At 64.4% G+C, this 15,802-nt stretch carries 13 protein-coding genes and 1 pseudogene; all 14 read right to left on the bottom strand.

What is annotated here, in order from left to right:
- Nucleotides 1-46 precede the first annotated feature (46 nt).
- Nucleotides 47-240 (bottom strand): annotated as a pseudogene (locus X756_RS1000000167680) (hypothetical protein).
- A gap of 185 nt (nucleotides 241-425) precedes the next feature.
- On the bottom strand, nucleotides 426-1,409 hold the full coding sequence (locus tag X756_RS148030) for a substrate-binding domain-containing protein (protein WP_023689831.1): 984 nt from the start codon (nucleotides 1,407-1,409) through the stop codon (nucleotides 426-428).
- 120 nt (nucleotides 1,410-1,529) lie between these two features.
- Nucleotides 1,530-2,543: an ABC transporter permease gene (locus X756_RS148035; protein ID WP_023689830.1), complete on the bottom strand. Its 1,014-nt coding sequence runs from the start codon at nucleotides 2,541-2,543 to the stop codon at nucleotides 1,530-1,532.
- A 38-nt stretch (nucleotides 2,544-2,581) separates the two neighbouring features.
- Nucleotides 2,582-4,099: a sugar ABC transporter ATP-binding protein gene (locus tag X756_RS148040; protein ID WP_023730404.1), complete on the bottom strand. Its 1,518-nt coding sequence runs from the start codon at nucleotides 4,097-4,099 to the stop codon at nucleotides 2,582-2,584.
- Nucleotides 4,096-5,109 (bottom strand): LacI family DNA-binding transcriptional regulator, encoded by a 1,014-nt coding sequence (locus X756_RS148045; RefSeq protein WP_023730403.1) that lies wholly within the window; start codon nucleotides 5,107-5,109, stop codon nucleotides 4,096-4,098. The genes X756_RS148040 and X756_RS148045 overlap by 4 nt, the downstream gene beginning before the upstream one ends.
- 265 nt (nucleotides 5,110-5,374) lie before the next feature.
- Nucleotides 5,375-5,839, bottom strand: a complete 465-nt coding sequence (locus X756_RS148050; protein WP_023730402.1) for a GFA family protein — start codon at nucleotides 5,837-5,839, stop codon at nucleotides 5,375-5,377.
- Nucleotides 5,840-5,870: 31 nt separating this feature from the next.
- Nucleotides 5,871-6,407 (bottom strand): isochorismatase family protein, encoded by a 537-nt coding sequence (locus X756_RS148055; protein ID WP_023685909.1) that lies wholly within the window; start codon nucleotides 6,405-6,407, stop codon nucleotides 5,871-5,873.
- 79 nt (nucleotides 6,408-6,486) lie between these two features.
- Nucleotides 6,487-8,493: an amidase gene (locus X756_RS148060; RefSeq protein ID WP_023730401.1), complete on the bottom strand. Its 2,007-nt coding sequence runs from the start codon at nucleotides 8,491-8,493 to the stop codon at nucleotides 6,487-6,489.
- 232 nt (nucleotides 8,494-8,725) lie between these two features.
- Nucleotides 8,726-10,108, bottom strand: coding sequence for a tetratricopeptide repeat protein (locus X756_RS01000000165680; protein ID WP_156941391.1), 1,383 nt, complete (start codon nucleotides 10,106-10,108; stop codon nucleotides 8,726-8,728).
- Nucleotides 10,109-10,188: 80 nt separating this feature from the next.
- Entirely contained in the window at nucleotides 10,189-11,796 is a 1,608-nt protein-coding gene (locus tag X756_RS148065; protein WP_023730399.1) for a WD40 repeat domain-containing protein, read from the bottom strand.
- Nucleotides 11,797-11,902: 106 nt separating this feature from the next.
- Nucleotides 11,903-12,673 (bottom strand): exodeoxyribonuclease III, encoded by a 771-nt coding sequence (locus X756_RS148070; RefSeq protein ID WP_023730398.1) that lies wholly within the window; start codon nucleotides 12,671-12,673, stop codon nucleotides 11,903-11,905.
- Between the two features lie 7 nt (nucleotides 12,674-12,680).
- Nucleotides 12,681-13,325 (bottom strand): alpha/beta family hydrolase, encoded by a 645-nt coding sequence (locus X756_RS148075; RefSeq protein ID WP_023730397.1) that lies wholly within the window; start codon nucleotides 13,323-13,325, stop codon nucleotides 12,681-12,683.
- A 212-nt stretch (nucleotides 13,326-13,537) separates the two neighbouring features.
- Nucleotides 13,538-14,620, bottom strand: coding sequence for a tetratricopeptide repeat protein (locus tag X756_RS148080; RefSeq protein WP_031238809.1), 1,083 nt, complete (start codon nucleotides 14,618-14,620; stop codon nucleotides 13,538-13,540).
- Nucleotides 14,621-14,671: 51 nt separating this feature from the next.
- On the bottom strand, nucleotides 14,672-15,577 hold the full coding sequence (locus tag X756_RS148085) for a Ku protein (RefSeq protein WP_023685883.1): 906 nt from the start codon (nucleotides 15,575-15,577) through the stop codon (nucleotides 14,672-14,674).
- Between the last annotated feature and the right edge of the window lie 225 nt (nucleotides 15,578-15,802).

Below are 15,802 nucleotides of genomic sequence, written 5' to 3'. Positions count from 1 at the left end.
CAACAAAGACTGTCTGGGCTCTGTCCCGACCGCCCGCGCAGTAGCCCTACTCCGAAAAGCCCACACTCACACCGCGCTGGCGAAAATAGGCCTGCATCAGCTTGCGGCCCTGGCGGTTGTTCTGCACCAGTTTGGCCGGTCGAACACCGCCTGTTTTATGCCTTCGCGTGCCAGCGCCGCCTTCAGCGTCGCGATGTGGGCGTCGATGTCGGCATTGTCGGCCCGCAGCGAGGCATAGATGTTTTAGGTCGCCTGGGCCACGGTCGGTTCGCTCACTGGTGTCGTCCTTTGGTTGATCGAGCGGCGCTTAACACAGATTCGCTGATACACCGATACCGATCAGACCGTCGGTGCAAAGCGCCAAAAACAAACAAGGCCCCTTCCGGGGCCTTGCTCACAAACCTCAGCGCCGGGCTCCCGCCCCCTCACTTCCCCATCAGCTGCTTGGCATTCTCGGCCGTGATCGCGGTGGTTTCCACCGTCACCGTCTTGTCCACCTCGGTGGCGCAATCGAGCAGGATCTTTTTCGACATCTCGATCGCTTCCTTGGCGCCCGTCGGGTAGGTGAAGGTTGCGACCCAGTCGCCCTTGGCCACGGCTTCGATGCCGCCGGCCGGGCCAGGCAGGCCGTCGGTGCCGATGATCTTGACGTCCTTGCCCGCTCCCTTGGCGGCGAGCAGCGCGCCGGCGGCCATCATGTCGTTGGAGGCGTAGAGCACCTTTATGTCGGGGTGCGCCTGCAGCATGGCGGCGAAGGCGACCTGCGCTTTGTCCGGCACCCAGTCGGCGGCCTGCTCGGCGACGATCTGGACCTTCGGGTTGCCTTTCACGCCTTCCTTGAAGCCGTTGAGGCGCTCGACGGCCGGCGTCGAGCTCGGCAGGCCTTGCAGCACCGCCGCCTCGCCGCCATCGGGCAGCAGCGTCTTGGCGGTGTATTTGCCGGCTTCCTCGGCGATCTTGAAATTGTCGCCGCCGATGAAGGCGGTGTAGTCCTTGCCGGGGTCGCCCACCGTCTTGCGGTCAAGCTCGATGACCGGGATGCCGGCATCCATGGCGCGCTTCACCGCCGGAGTCAGCGGCGCCGCCTCGAAGGGCGAGATCAGCAGGATGTCGACCTTCTGGGTGATGAAATTGTCGACCTGCGAGGTCTGCGTGTTGACGTTGCCGGCGCCGTCGGCGATCTGCAGCGTGAAACCAGGCACTTCCTTGGCGGCCGCCTCCAGCTCGTCATTGACGTGCTGGCGGTAGGGCTCGGCATTGTTGGCCTGCGAAAAGCCGATGACGAACTGGCCGTCCTTGGCGCAGGCTTTCACCAGCGGCTCGGCGGCGTAAGCGGAGCCGGCAATGCACAGGCCAGCGCCGGCCAGCAGCACGGCCTTGAGGGTCGATCCTCTTAGTGTCGTTTTCATAACTCACTCTCCTCCTCGTCCGGCCGGGGGGCCAGACCTTGGTTTGACGTTCACGTGTTGCCGTCTCCTCCTTGTTTGTTTGTGCATGTCGTCATCGCAAAACCTTTTGCGCGACATGCACTAACGACCCAACCCCTCGCGGCGGCGAACGAGGGACTGAAGCACTGCCGCCAGGACGATGATCGCGGCGGTCGCGAGCAGCTGCATGGCGGGCGTGATGTTGTTGAGCTGCAGGATGTTGGCTAGCGCGCCCAGCATGATGGTGCCGGCAACGGTGCCGACCATCGAGCCGGCGCCGCCGAACAGGCTGGTGCCGCCGATGACCACGGCGGCGATGGCCGTCAGCTCATAGCCCATGCCGTCATTGGCGCTGCCGAAATTGAACTGGCCGGCATGGACGATGCCGGCAAGGGCGGCGGCAAAGCCGGTGATGGCATAGACCGAGATCTTCACCATCGACACCGGCACGCCGGATATGCGCGCGGCGCGCTCATTGCCGCCGACGGCAAAGACATAGCGGCCAAAGCGCGTGGTGTTGAGGACGATGGTGGCGATCGCGGCAAAGACGACGAACACAAGCGTCGCCACCGGCACGGTGTTGTTGAACAGCCGCTCGCCCAACACGGCGAACACCGGCGGCGCCAGGCCCGGCCCTTCGCCATAGGAAATGTTGATGTACTGGTTGCCGGAGACGACCAGCGCCAGCCCGCGCGCGGCCTGCAGGCCGGCCAGCGTAACGATGAAGGGCTCCAGTCGGAAGCGCGTCGAGATGGTGCCCTGGATGGCGCCGAAAACGATGCCCAAAGCGAGCACGGCGAGGATGGTGGGGATCAGGCCGAAGCCGCCGGAGATCATCATCGATGCGGTGACGACGCTGGACAGGCCAAGCACCGCGCCGACCGACAGGTCGATGCCGGCGGTGATGATGACGAAGGTCATGCCGATGGCGATGATGCCGGTCTCCGACACGGCGCGCACGATGTTGGCGATGTTGTCGGGGTTGAGGAACAGGATTTCGCCATGGCGGCGCGGCGAGAAGATGATGCCGCCGATCGCCACCAGCACCAGGCCGATCAGGCTCTGGAAGCGCACGATGAGCGCCAGCGGGTCGCGATGCTTTTGAGGCGCCGCCATCACCGGGCTCGCTGCCACTGGATTGTTGTCCTGAGACATCAGGCCTCCCTGCCGTTAGCCGCGGCCAGCACCGTGTGCTCGTCGACGCCGCCCATGAATTCCGCCACATTGCGCCCCTGGCGCAGCACCACGATGCGGTCGCACAGACCGATCAGCTCCGGCATCTCGCTGGACGCCACCAGAATGCCCAGCCCTTGCGCGGCGAGTGCCCTGAGCCGCTGGTAGATCTCGCCCTTGGCGCCGACATCGACGCCGCGCGTCGGCTCGTCGAGCAGCAACAGGCGCGGATTGCCGAGGATCTCCTTGGCCAGCACCACCTTCTGCTGGTTGCCGCCAGACAGCGCGCCGACGGCGATATCGGGGTTCTTCGGCCGGATATCGAACTGACCGAAGGATTCCTTCACCGCCTCGGCCTGGCGGCGCGGCGAGACCAGCCAGTTCGGCGAGATCCTGGATATGACCGACATCACCAGGTTGAGGCCGACGGCCATGCGCAGCATCAGGCCCGAGCCCCTGCGGTCGTCGGTGACGAAGGCGATGCCGGCGTGGCGGGCAGCGCTGATCGAATCCAGTTTTACCGGCTTGCCCGATATGGCGACCTCGCCCTCCCAGCGGCCGGACAGGCCGGTGCCGTAGAGCGCGGACAAGAGTTCGGTGCGCCCTGCCCCCATGATGCCGGCAAGACCGACGATCTCGCCTTCATGGACATCGAGCGAAACGCCTTGCGGCGCCTGCCAGCCGGCGCTGTCGCGGGCGAGTTTGAAGCTGGCGTTCCTGAGGCTGAGCAGCGGCTTGCCCGCGGCCTTGGCGCGTTGCGGATAGAGTTCGTCCAGCGGACGTCCGACCAGCAGCCTGACCAGCTCGGCCTGCGGCGCGTGCGGCTCGGTGATGCCGGCGACACGGCCGTCGCGCATTACCGTCACCCGGTCGGCAATGCCGGGCACTTCCTCCAGCCGGTGCGAGATGTAGACGATGCCGACGCCGGTGGCGGCGAGCTTGCGCATGATATCGAACAGCCGCTCGACTTCGCCGACGGTGAGTGCGGCCGTCGGCTCGTCCATGATCAGCACGCGGGAGGCGTAAGACAGCGCCTTGACGATCGCCACCACCTGGCGCTGGCCGATCGACAGATCCGCCACCATGGCGGCCGGATCGATGGCGATCTCGATGGCTTCCAGCCGCTTCTTGGCCTCGCGGCGCATTGCCGGCACGTCGAGGAAGCCGCCCGGACGCATCAGTTCGCGGCCGAGGAACAGATTGGCGGCGACATCCAGCGACGGCACCAGGTCGAGCTCCTGGAAGATGGTGGCGATGCCGGCCGCTTGCGCCTCACGCGGGTTGTTGAAACGCACGGGTTTGCCGTCGATCTCGATCGTGCCTTCGTCCGGCGTGTAGACGCCCGACAACAGGTTCATCAGCGTCGACTTGCCGGCGCCGTTCTCGCCGAGCAGCGCGTGGATCTCGCCCGCCTTGAGGTCGAAGTCGACACCGCGCAGCGCCTGCACGCCGCCGAAGCGTTTGACGGCGCCGGTCATCACCAGCAGCGGCGCGCTCATGTTAGCCTCGTGTGGGTCGGCCTCCCGCAGGAGGCGCGCGCCCGCAGCGTCGCCTGCAGCCGCACCGAACGTGGCTCTGAACCGGTCGCCGCGATGCGGGCGCTGAGCAGGGCTGCCGCCTGCCTGCCTATCTCGGTGCAGGGCTGGGCAACCAGCGTCAGGCGCGGTTCGAAACAATCGGCCCATTCGAAATCGTCGAAGCCGGCCAGCGACAGATCGCCCGGAATGGTGAGGCCTTTTTCGCGGATGGCGCGGACGGCTCCGATCGTCGTCATGTTGTTGCCGGTGACCAATGCGGTTGGTGGCGACGGCAGCGACAGGATGGCGTGGGTGGATGCGGTCGCCGCCGCCGTGTCGACATTCTCGGCTGAGAGATAGCGCGGCACGCACTCAAGTCCATTGGCGGCGAGCGAAGCCTGGAACGCGTCGATGCGCTCGCGCGTCGTCGTCAGGCCCGGCTGTCCGGCGATATAGCCGATGCGCTTGTGGCCGAAGGAAGCGACGTGATCGATCAGCGCGCGCATCGCCGTTTCGTTCTCGACGCCGATCTGGTCGAAGCGCTCGTCGGCGAAACGGTCGATCAGAACGCATGGCATCTTCTTGTCGGCGAGATAGTCGATGGCGCGCTGCGGCGAGCCCGACGGCGCCAGGATGACGCCGTCGACGCGGCGCTGATGGAAAGCGCGCACCACCTGCAGTTCGCGGTCGGGATCCTCCTGGGTATCCGACAGGAAGACCATCAGCCCGAGCCGTGCGCATTCGGCCTCGACCGCGCAGATGATGTCGGTGAAATAAGGGTTGGAGATCGCCGAGATCGCCAGGCCGACGCTGTTGGTGGTTGAGGCCTTCAGCGAGCGCGCCAGCTCGTTGGGCTGGTAGCCCATGGCGGCAATGGCGTCGTTGATCAGCCTCGCCTTTTCCAGCGAAACGAAGCGCGTGTTGTTGACGACATGCGAGACGGTCGACACCGACACACCGGCGCGCCGCGCCACTTCAGCCATTGTCGGCAAGACAAATAAGCGCCTGCAAGCGCTCCTCCCTATGCGTTTCCCGTCCGCTCTGATGGCGGATTTTGAGGGAGTTTAGGGCCATCGAAACGTTTGCGCAATCGATTCGATGCAAATTTTTAGCGGGGCTTATCTCCCCCCTCGAGGGGGAGATGTCGCCGAAGGCGACAGAGGGGGTCGCCGCGCGTGAAGCGCCAACCTTCCATCTGCAGCAAGGACGTCGAGCCCAGTCGCACCGACCCCCTCTGGCCTGCCGGCCATCTCCCCCTCAAGGGGGGAGATTCGCAGTTTCACCGAACTCCGCCACCAGCCCCTCATACGCCTCAAAGGCCGGCAGCGCCTCGTAACTGTGCACCGCGGGCGTCGTCGCCCAGGGGAGTTTCTCGCTGGTCCATGTCTCGATGAACGGCGTGAACCAGCCGGGCTCGTCGAGCATGGTCGGACGCAGATTGACGAACCAGTCGAGCCCTTCGGGGCGCGTGAACATCCAGCTCATGCAATGTGGGCAGAAGAAATGTTTCGAGGCGCCGTGCAGCCCGCCGATCACCGGCTCGCCTAGCGTGATCTCGAAGCCGTCGGAGCGAATGGCGGCGCTTAGCGAATAGGCGCTGGCCGACATGGTCTGGCAGCCGGTGCAATGACAAGCCATGGTCAAAAGCGGCTTTGCGGAAATCTTGAGCCGCACGCGTCCGCAGCGGCATCCGCCTTCGGCCGGCAATTTCAGGGTTGGCACGGCAGTCTCCCACTCTTCGAAGCGCGGTGCTTCAGTCGCCGGTCAGCGCCTTCGTCGTCACCAGCGTGACGCCGGCATCGGTGAAATCAGCATTGTACCGGGCGATGATCTCGGTCGCGGTTTCGCCTTCAGTGTCCAGCGTCGAGTGCGCATCGGAAACGACAGTGACGCCGAGGCCCTCGGCCAGGGCGCCCTTGACGGTGCCGGCGATGCAGAAATCGGTTTGCGCTCCGGCGAGCACGACTTCGCCGGCCCCCTGCCCGGCCACCCAGGCGCCAAGCTCGGCATTCGAGAATGCGTTGCGGACGGTCTTGGAGAATGTCGGCTCGTCCTTGGCCTGGCCGAGTTCCGGCCATACCGGCCAACCCGGCTCGCCCGGCGCCAGCGGATCGCCGGCCGGCCCGTCATGCCGCACGAACGCGATTTTTCGCCCGCTGCGCCGTGCCCAGTCGATCAATGAGCGGGTACGCTCGGCTATGCCCGGCGCATCATGGATCGGCGGCTCGACGCGCCCGTCGAACATGTTGGTCTGGAGATCGATGACGATGAGGGGAGCGAGGTTTGGCATGGCGAGAAGATAACGCGGGCGATGGGAGGGTCAAGACGGCGAAGCTGCTGATCTCCCCCTTGGGGAGATTACATGTACCTCACCCGATTCCACCCGCGACCACGTAAGCACCAGCCGTGCGTCCATCCTCCAGCCGGATGACGGCCGTAACGATCGAGCCGTAAGCGCCTCGCCACACACTGTGCATTCTTTCGTGCTCGCCGGCCGGCACCAGGATGCGACCGTGAAAGCTTGGGCCGCTTCGCTCCATGACAATGGCTTCGCCATTGACGTGAACTTTGAGATCAGCGGTATCGGCATCGAGTTCGACCATTACGAGGATCTCGGCGTGGTCTCCCTGTTGTCTCGTCTCAGCGACAAGCCGGAGCGCCGGCGGCGGCGCGGCGCCGACCCGCAAATCACCGCGTTCCGCAAAGACATCGCCCACCAGCGCCGGCGTGCGCGGCGGGGCCGTGCGGCGTTGGGTGGCGCGCTCGTAGTCGCCGGCGAGGCGCAGCAATTCCACATCACCATAAGCCTTGCCCGCAAAGGTCAACCCGACCGGCATGCCAATATCGGCCATCGTTCCCATCGGCACGGTGACGGTCGGGATGCCAAGATGACGCCACACCAGATTGCCGTTGGCAACCCAGGTGCCGTTGCGCCAGGCGATTGCTGCAGAGGTCTCGTTGACGTCGGCATCGGCCGGGCCGACATCGGCGACCGCCGGCAGCACGACGGCGTCGAGCCTGTGCTCGTCCAGCCAGTCCTCGAAGTCGATGCGCCGCGTCGCCTCCAATCCCTTCAGACCTTCCGCCAGCGTTGGGATATCCAGCAATGGCATCACGCCCTGCTTGACGCTCGTGACGTAGTCGGCCAGATCGAAACCGTCGTCGCCATAGCGGTCCGGCAGCGCGCCCGGCGGCTGCGGGAAAATCTTTGGGCCGTCGACCGCAGCCAGGTCGGGGACCACCGGATCGGCATTTGCGCGCAGGAAATCGTCCCAGCCCCAGATGCAGAGATCCCAGATTTCGCGCTGTGCAAAGGCTTCCGGCACCAGCCCGCGTTCGACCATGGTTTTTGTGCCCGGACGGTCGCGCTCATAGTTCGAGACGACGGGGAAATCGACCTCGACCACCTCCGCGCCGAGCTTTTCCAGATCACGCGCCGCCTGCCGCCAGAGGTCGAGCACCGAGGCGCGGGTCTCGATGGGTTTGGGCGCGCCGCCGTCGCGGCCGATATACATTTTCGGCACGCCGAGGCGTTTGCCTTTCAACGAGCCCTCCAAGGCGAGTGTAGTGTAGCTTGGCGGCCTGAGAGCAGCGCTTTTCGCGATCGACACCCAGGGCTGCGCGCGCCAGAAATCGCCGCGCGTCTCGGTATCGTCGGCGACGATCACGTCGAGCAGCTCCAGCATGTCGGCAATGCCGCGCGTGTGCGGCACCACCACATCCATGGTCGGCACCAGCGGCCAGTTGCCCCTGACCGAAATGACGCCGCGCGACGGCGTGTAGGCGACAAGTGCATTGTTGGACGCCGGCGCGCGGCCGGAAGACCATGTCTCCTCGCCCAGCCCGAAAGCGGCAAAGCTGGCGGCGGTGGCCGTGCCCGAGCCGTTGGACGAGCCGGAAGCGAAGGCGGCGGTCAAATAGTCGGCATTGTAGGGGCTCTCGGCGCGGCCATAGACGCCACGCTGCATGCCGCCATTGGCCATAGGCGGCATGTTGGTCAGCCCGATCAGCACAGCACCACCGGCCCTCAGCCTGGCAATGGTGAAAGCGTCCTCGTTGGCGACGAGATGCTCGAAGGCGGGCGAGCCGGCGGCCACCGTCAGGCCCTTCACCTTATAGCTGTCCTTGGCGGTGTAGGGGATGCCGTCGAGCGGCCCGAGCGCAGCACCATTGCGCCGCCGCAGATCGGACGCGGCCGCTTCTTCGAACATTCTGGGATTGAGCACAGGCACGGCGTTCAGCGCGATGCCATGGCGGTCGTAATGCGCGATGCGCCTGAGATAAGCGCCCACCAGCTCGACGCTGGTGACGGTGCCGTCTTCGAGGGCATGGCGCAGATCGGCGATCGTGGCTTCGACGAGCTGGAGGTTGGGCATGGGATTCTCGAGATGCAGCGGCAAATGAGTCTTCGCATCGTGCGATGCGAGTGTCACGCCGCAAACGAAAGGCGTGACGGCGACGCTGCTGATCTCCCCCAAGTGGGGAGATGGCCGGCAGGCATAAGTGGCCTCCGAAATTGACTGATGAAAGACAGTTTTGGTATCCGCTGCCGATGTCCATTATATGACACGACCTCACCGACGTCATCGGCGTTGCCTGACCCTGTGCTCACAGCGTCTTGCTGTCGAACTGGCCTTTTTCCTTCATCATTTCGAGGAAGGTCCTGGCCTCGGCATTTCCGTGGCTTGCCGATGTGGAAAACCACTTGGCAGATTCCGGATAGTTCGGCTTGCCGCCGATCCCGGTGTAATAAAGCTTGCCAAGGTTGAGTTCTGCTTCGACATTTCCCGCCTTGGCTGCCTCCAGCAACCAGAATTCGGCGGATTTTTCATCCTTGGCTATCCCTCTGCCGCGGGCATAGGCAACAGCCAGGTACAGTTCAGACGAAACGTCCCCCTGCTTTGCGGCCTTGAGCCACCACGAAACGGCATCAGCGTCGCTCTGAGTCAGTCCGGCGCCCGTCCAATATGCAAGGCCGAGGTTCGCCTGCGCATAGGCGTCTCCCTGGCTCGCCGCCTTCAGCCACCAGGACGATGCTTCGGCATCACTTTTGGCAATGCCCTTGCCCGTAGCATAGGCAAAGGCCAGCGCAGACTGCGCCCGGACATTGTCCTGTTCCGCCGCCTTGACCAACCAAGCGAACGACTGGGCGTCGTCCTTGCCGATGCCTTTTCCCAATTCATACGCATTTGCTAATGAGTATTGCGCTTCCGGCACACCGGCGATCGCGGCTTTCATCCACCATTCGAAGGCCAGGCGGTCATCCTGACCTACGCCGTGACCAAGCGAATACAGCGTGCCCAACAAAGACTGGGCATTCGGCTCACCCATGTCGACCGCCTTTCGCACCCACATCACGGCGAGCTGATCGTCCTTCTCGACGCCTTCACCGAGATAATAGGATCGACCGATGCAGTAGGCAGCTTCGGTACTGCCGCCATCGGCTGCCTTGCGCCACCAGGAGAGAGCTTGCTCATAGCTTTGCGGAACACCTTGGCCCTGCGCGTACAGGGTGCCGATGGCATAGTAACCATTCGCGTTGCTCTTGTCGGCCGACTGTGTGGCAAATTTTAACGCCAGTTGGTCGTTTCTTTCGACACCTCGGCCATGGGAATAGGCCTGGGCGAGCAAGGATGCCGCATCTGAATTTCCTTGCTCGGCTGCTTTGCCCCACCAGTAGATCGCCTGCCTGTCATTTTGGGCAATACCCTGGCCACGCCAGTACAATAATCCCAGATTGTACTGTGCGTCATCATTTCCCATGTCGGCCAGCACGGAGATCTGATGGAATTGCTCGCGATAATCCTTTGCCAGGACAGCCGCTTGAATCTTCTTAATGGCTGACCACTGCACATAGTAATTTCGGCCAGGACCGAGCAGCACAAAAGCCGCCAGCAACACCAGAACGACGGTAAGGACCCCTCGGCGACGCGACGTTGGCGGGCTGTAGACAGGTGTATCCACTTTGGGCGCCCAGTCGTTGTTGCTCACCGTCCCCAATCCATTTGCAGTCACCAGTAATTCATAGCGCAAGCCAGGCTGTTCTGGAATATCCAAAGCATTTGATGTTGCTACTGCGGCGCGCCGGCAAACAGGATCTCGCCATCGCCGCTAGCCGCCGGCCAATCCCTGATGGTGCGATCGTCGCCGCCGGTGAGCAGTGTGCCGTCGGTGGCGAAGGCAACGGCGTAGATCGGGCCGGTGCGGCTGTCGAACATGGCGATCTGGTCTCCAGTGCCGAGATCCCACAGCCGCGCCGTGCCGTCGAGCGAGCCGGATGCCAAGCGCTTTCCGTCGGCCGACAGCACCAGCGTATAGACGGTGCCTTCGTGACCCTCGAAGCGGCGCAATTCCCTAAACGTGTCGAGGTCCCAGAGCTTGATCGTGTAGTCGCCGCTGCCGGTGACGACATGATGGCCGTCGGCGGTGAAGACGGCGCCGTAAGTGCCCTGCTCGTGGCCGTGCCAGCTTCGCAATTGCTTGCCGCTTTCGACGTCCCAGAATTTCAGCGTGCCGTCGATGGAGCCGCTCAGCGCGCGCGTGCCGTCGGGCGAGATTGCGACCGTGCTGATCGGCCAGTCATGTCCGGTCATCACATGCAGCACCGACTTGTTGACGAGATCCCAGACGATGACGTTGCCGGTGTCGTGGCCACTGACGGCGCGCTTGCCGTCCGGGCTGATCGCCAGCTTGCGCACACCGCCATTCGCGCCCGACGAGAAGACATGCAGCACCGCGCCGTCGGCAAGCTTTCGCAGCACGATCTCGCCATCGTCGCCGGCGGTCAGCGCGGTGGCGCCGTCTGGCATGAACAGCGCCGTGCGCGCCATGTCCTTGTGTTCACCAAGGTTGCGGATCAGCCGCTTGCCGGCGACGTCCCAGAGCTTGATCATGTGGTCGGTGCTGGCGCTCATGACGTCGCGGCCATCGGCCGAGACGGCGAGCCAGACGACGGCGTCGCGGTGGCCGTCGGGCTCGGTCGGCAGCGCCGGCGGAGGCGGCGGCAACGGCGCGACGGTTTGCGGTGGCGTGGCCGGAGCCGGCGGTGGAGCAGTCTCCGGTGGCGGTGCCGCCGGAGCGAGTGCGACTTGTGGCGGCTGAGGGGGAGCAGCCGGAGGCGTAGGCTGCGCCGGCTCGGGCGGTTTGGCTGCCTGCACCGGCGGAGTTGGCTCGGGCGGCATGGTGACCTGCGGCGAACTCGGCGGGGCCGGTGGCGTCGCCAGGTCCGGCGGGACACCGTCGATGCCCTGGTCCTTCGGCTCGGCTTTGGGTTCGTTCGGGGCGGCCACCTCAGCGCCCGGGCCGGCGTCACGCGCCCAAGGGAAGTGGTCGGCCAGCAGCGCCAACACGGCGAGCACCGGCAACATGAGGAAGGCGCGCCGCCAGCCCGGGCGACCCTTGGATTCCATCTCGGCGTCGCGGCCAAAAAGCGGCGTTCCAGCAGGCTGGCTTCGCCGACCCGGCAGCAGTCCGGCCCAGAACAACAGGGCGCCAAGCAGGCAAAGCCCGCCGACGGTCAGGAACACCACCGGTCGCAGCGTGGCTGGGCCGTGCAGCATGTGGTCGATCCCGCTCCAGCTGAAATCTCTGTCGCCGAGCAGCAGATACCCCCGCACCAGACAAGCCAAAGCGGCCGCCAGCAGCGGAAGCGCAAACAGCCTTTCGGCCAACCTGTCCATCGGACTCCCCCTCCGGTGCCGCACCTTGCTCATCATGCGGCCGCCGCAGCGAAACAAATAGCGCAAAACTGCGCCCACGAAAGTGGGCGCGATCACGCAGCCAAATTCACTTCAATTCGACCCATACCGGCGCGTGGTCGCTGGCGCCGTCCTCACCTCTGACATCGCGGTCGATGCCGGCAGCGGTGAGGCGGCGCGCCAGTTTCTTCGACAGCAAGATGTGGTCGAGCCGCAGCCCGGCATCGCGCGGCCAGCGGTTGCGGCGGTAGTCCCAGAATGTGTAGAGCGTTTCCTTCGGATGCTTCTTGCGCAGCGCATCGGTCCAGCCCTGCTCGAGCAGACGCTGGAACGACGCCCGGCTTTCCGGCTGCACCAACGCGTTGTCGTCATAGGAGCGGGTGGCGTAGATGTCGCGCGGCTCGGGCACGATGTTGTAGTCGCCGACCAGCGCCACCGGCAGGCCGGTGTCGAAGAGTTCTGCGGCATGCGCCTCCAGCCTTTCATGCCAGGCCAGCTTGTACTGGAATTTCGGCCCCGGCTGCGGGTTGCCGTTGGGCGCGTAGAGACAGGCGATGACGACGCCCGACACCGCCGCCTCGATGTAGCGGCTCTGCTTGTCGGCGGTATCGCCGGGCAGTTCGTCACGGGTCAGCACCGGCTCGGCTCCTCCCGCCAGTATGGCAACGCCGTTCCAGGTCGGTTCGGCCTTCCACACCGCGCCATAGCCGGCCGCCGCAAGCGCCGTGCGCGGAAACTGCGTGTCGCGGGCCTTCAGCTCCTGCAGGCAGACGACATCGGGCTTGGCTGCCGCCAGCCACGCCAGCAGGTTTTGCAGCCGGCTGTTGACGTTGTTGATATTGAAGGTGGCGATTTTCATTTGGCGATCAGGAAACGATCCGCCCTGTCCACGCCTTCACCGTCCCGGCCAGCGTCTTCAGATGATCGGCGGTCGAAAACCCCGACACGCTCTTGCGCGGCTTCAGGTCGTGGTCGCCATCCTCCAGCCAGATCACCTCGATGGCTTTGGAAAGGCCGTAGGTCGCGACCTCTTCTTTCGTGCCGAACTCGTCGCGGGTGCCCTGGAAGATCAGCGTCGGCGTCTTGAGGTCGGCGAGATGTTTTGTCCTGAGTTGCTCGGGCTTGGCCGGCGGATGAAAGGGATAGCCGAGGCAGACGAGGCCCGAAATCTCGCCCTTGGCGAACATCTCGTCGGCGACCATCGAGGCGACGCGCCCGCCCATCGACTTGCCGCCGATGATGAGCGGACCAGCGACGCCCCTCGCCCTCAGATCGGCGATGGCCTTGATGTATTCCGGGTTGACCGTTTCGGCGCGCGGTGGCGGCTTGCGCTGGCCATAGCGGCGGGCCGCCATATAGTGAAATTCGAAGCGCGCGACCTGGAAGCCGGCGGTGGCCAGCGCCTTGGCGGTGGCGGTCATCGAAGGCGAATCCATCGACGCGCCGGCGCCGTGGGCTAGCAAGATGGTGACCGCGGCGGTTTCGTTACCGTCGAAGAGGAAGGCGGTCATGGGGTGCGCTGCCAGTAAAGGCCGAGTTCCTTCGCGCCCCCCTCTGTCCTGCCGGACATCTCCCCCTCAAGGGGGGAGATTGGCAGTTTCAGCGCCTCACGGACCTCGCGACGATAGTGATTGGCGAAAGCGATGGCGACATCCAATCTCCCCCCTTGAGGGGGAGATGGCCGGCAGGCCAGAGGGGGGCGCTCAAGCGCTGCCATTGCGCCCTACCCCGCCGTCCGTGCCAATTGCAAATCGACGAACTGTATCCCCTTTTGCGCCATGCGGGCCCATTCGCTATCCGCGTCGAGTTCGAGATAGCGCACCCAGTGGCGGCGGGCTTCAGCCAGATTGCCGGCGTCGAATTCCAGTCGGGCGAGGTTGAACACTGGATCGGCATAAGTCCTGTCGAGCGTGATCGCTTTTTGCAGATGCCGGCGCGCCGAGGCGATCTTGCCTTCGTCGCTCATCAGCCCGGCGAGGTTGAACCAGGCCTCGACGAACGCCGGATCGAGCTTGATCGCTCTTGCATAGTCGTGCGCCGCGTCGGCCACGCGACCGGCGCCACGCAAGCAATTGGCGCGGTTGAACGCGGCGATGGCGTCGCTCGGATCGATGCTGAGGCAGCGTTGGTAGAGCGCCGCGGCATCGTCGTGCCGGCCCTCCTCTTCCGCGCTTTCAGCCTCGGCGAACAATTCTTCCAGCGTGTCGTCGCCGGCTGCGCTTGCGCTGCCGAGATCGAACAGCAGCTGACCGTCGAGTTCGCTCTGGCCATCCTCGAGATAGATCTGATCGGGCCGGCCATGCTGCGAGCCGACATTGAGCGATTTGGCGGTGAGCGAAGCGACCGGACCGGAGCGATGCACGGAGCGCGCGATCGCGCCCCAGGATGCACCGCCGGCGACCAGCCCGGCATATTTGCGGGCAAGGATCAGATCGCGGAACGAGTAGGGTTCACAATCGTGCTCGAAGGCGTCGAACAGGCTGAGCAGGTCGAGGTCGGCACCGGACAGTCTGGACTGGTCGACGAGAGACTGCCTGGACAGCGAAGACGCCTCCGGCGCCTTCATCAGACCAAGCAGGCGCAGGAAGCCATTTTCGCTAAGGAGTGTTCGGCCAGCGGAGCCCTCGGCTGCAACCCGGCGCTCGATCTCGGCATCGCCGCCCTTCGCCGTGCCGGCCTTGGCGATCAGCGTTCGGCCGAACACAACATGGCTGGTGCGCCTGGTGACGCCGCGCCGCAACTGGCCGTGCTGACGCTCCACCTCACGGGCCGCGAGCCGCAGCGGAAATGCCGCCAGCGCGCCGATGGCGCCGAAGACGNCCGAAGACGGCGCCCGGGATTATACCGGTCGGCGCCGTCACCCCTTGCTCTTGCCGACGGCCTTGAGCAGATTGGCCTTCAACGGGTTTTCCTTGGCCGCACCCGCCTTACCCTTGGCGGCAGGTTTTTCAGCGTCGTCGGCCTTGCTCTTCGACTTGGCCGGCGGCTTGGCTGATTGCGACAGGCTCGCCTTCAACGCGTCCATGAGGTTGATGACATTGCCACGCTCGGGCGCCGCCGCAATGATCGGCTTATGGCCCTTCAGTTTCTCGCGGATCATTGTCATCAGCGCGATCTCGTAGCGGTCCTCATAATTCTTCGGATCGAAGGTGGTTTCCTTCTGCTTGATCAGCGCTTCGGCCAATTGCAGCATTTCGGGATCCGGCTTGCCAGCCGGGATGTTGCCGAAATATTCAGCCGTGCCGCGCACTTCGTTCGGGTTCCTCAACGTACACACGAACATGCCGTTCTCGCGCGCGCCGATCGTCACCACGCGCTCGCGGCTGGACAGGACAAGGCGGGCAATGGCCAGCTTGCCGGATTTGCGCATTGCCTCGCGCAGCACGGCGAAGGTTTCCTCCGCCATGGCGCCATCCGGCGCCATGTAGTACGGCGCATCCTGATAAATGACGTCGACCTCGTCTTCGTCGACGAAGGCCTCGATGTTCATCGTGTGATTGGATTCGATGCGCACTGCTTCGAGGTCGGCCTCATCGATGATGATGTACTGCTTGTCCTCGTATTCGTAACCCTTGACCAGGTCCGCGCGCTCGACGAGGCCGAGTTCAGGGTCGACCGGCTTCATGTTGATGCGGTTGTGGGTCTTCTTGTGCAATTGGTTGAACGATATGCGCTCGCTGGTCGTCGTTGCCGGATAGAGCCGGACCGGACAGCTGACGAGGCTGAGCTTGAGGTAACCTTTCCAACTTGCCCTGGGCGCCATGATACTCTCCTACGCGGCCACGCACTGACATTTCAGACTGAGCATGATCTTACCGACAACCGGTTGCCACTTTTCGGGATCATGCTTACTGCAGCGCTTCGTCCAAAGGACGAATGGTGCTGCGGAAATCCTACACCGACCGGGCACGATACAGGCAAATCCCTAGCGAAATCTTCCAGTCGCCCTGAAGGTCCAAGGCCGAGAATAATTCAAATTGTCCGAAGC

This window comes from Mesorhizobium sp. LNJC405B00, assembly GCF_000502615.1.
Lineage (GTDB): Bacteria > Pseudomonadota > Alphaproteobacteria > Rhizobiales > Rhizobiaceae > Mesorhizobium.
This window is presented reverse-complemented; position numbering and strand designations above follow the sequence as displayed.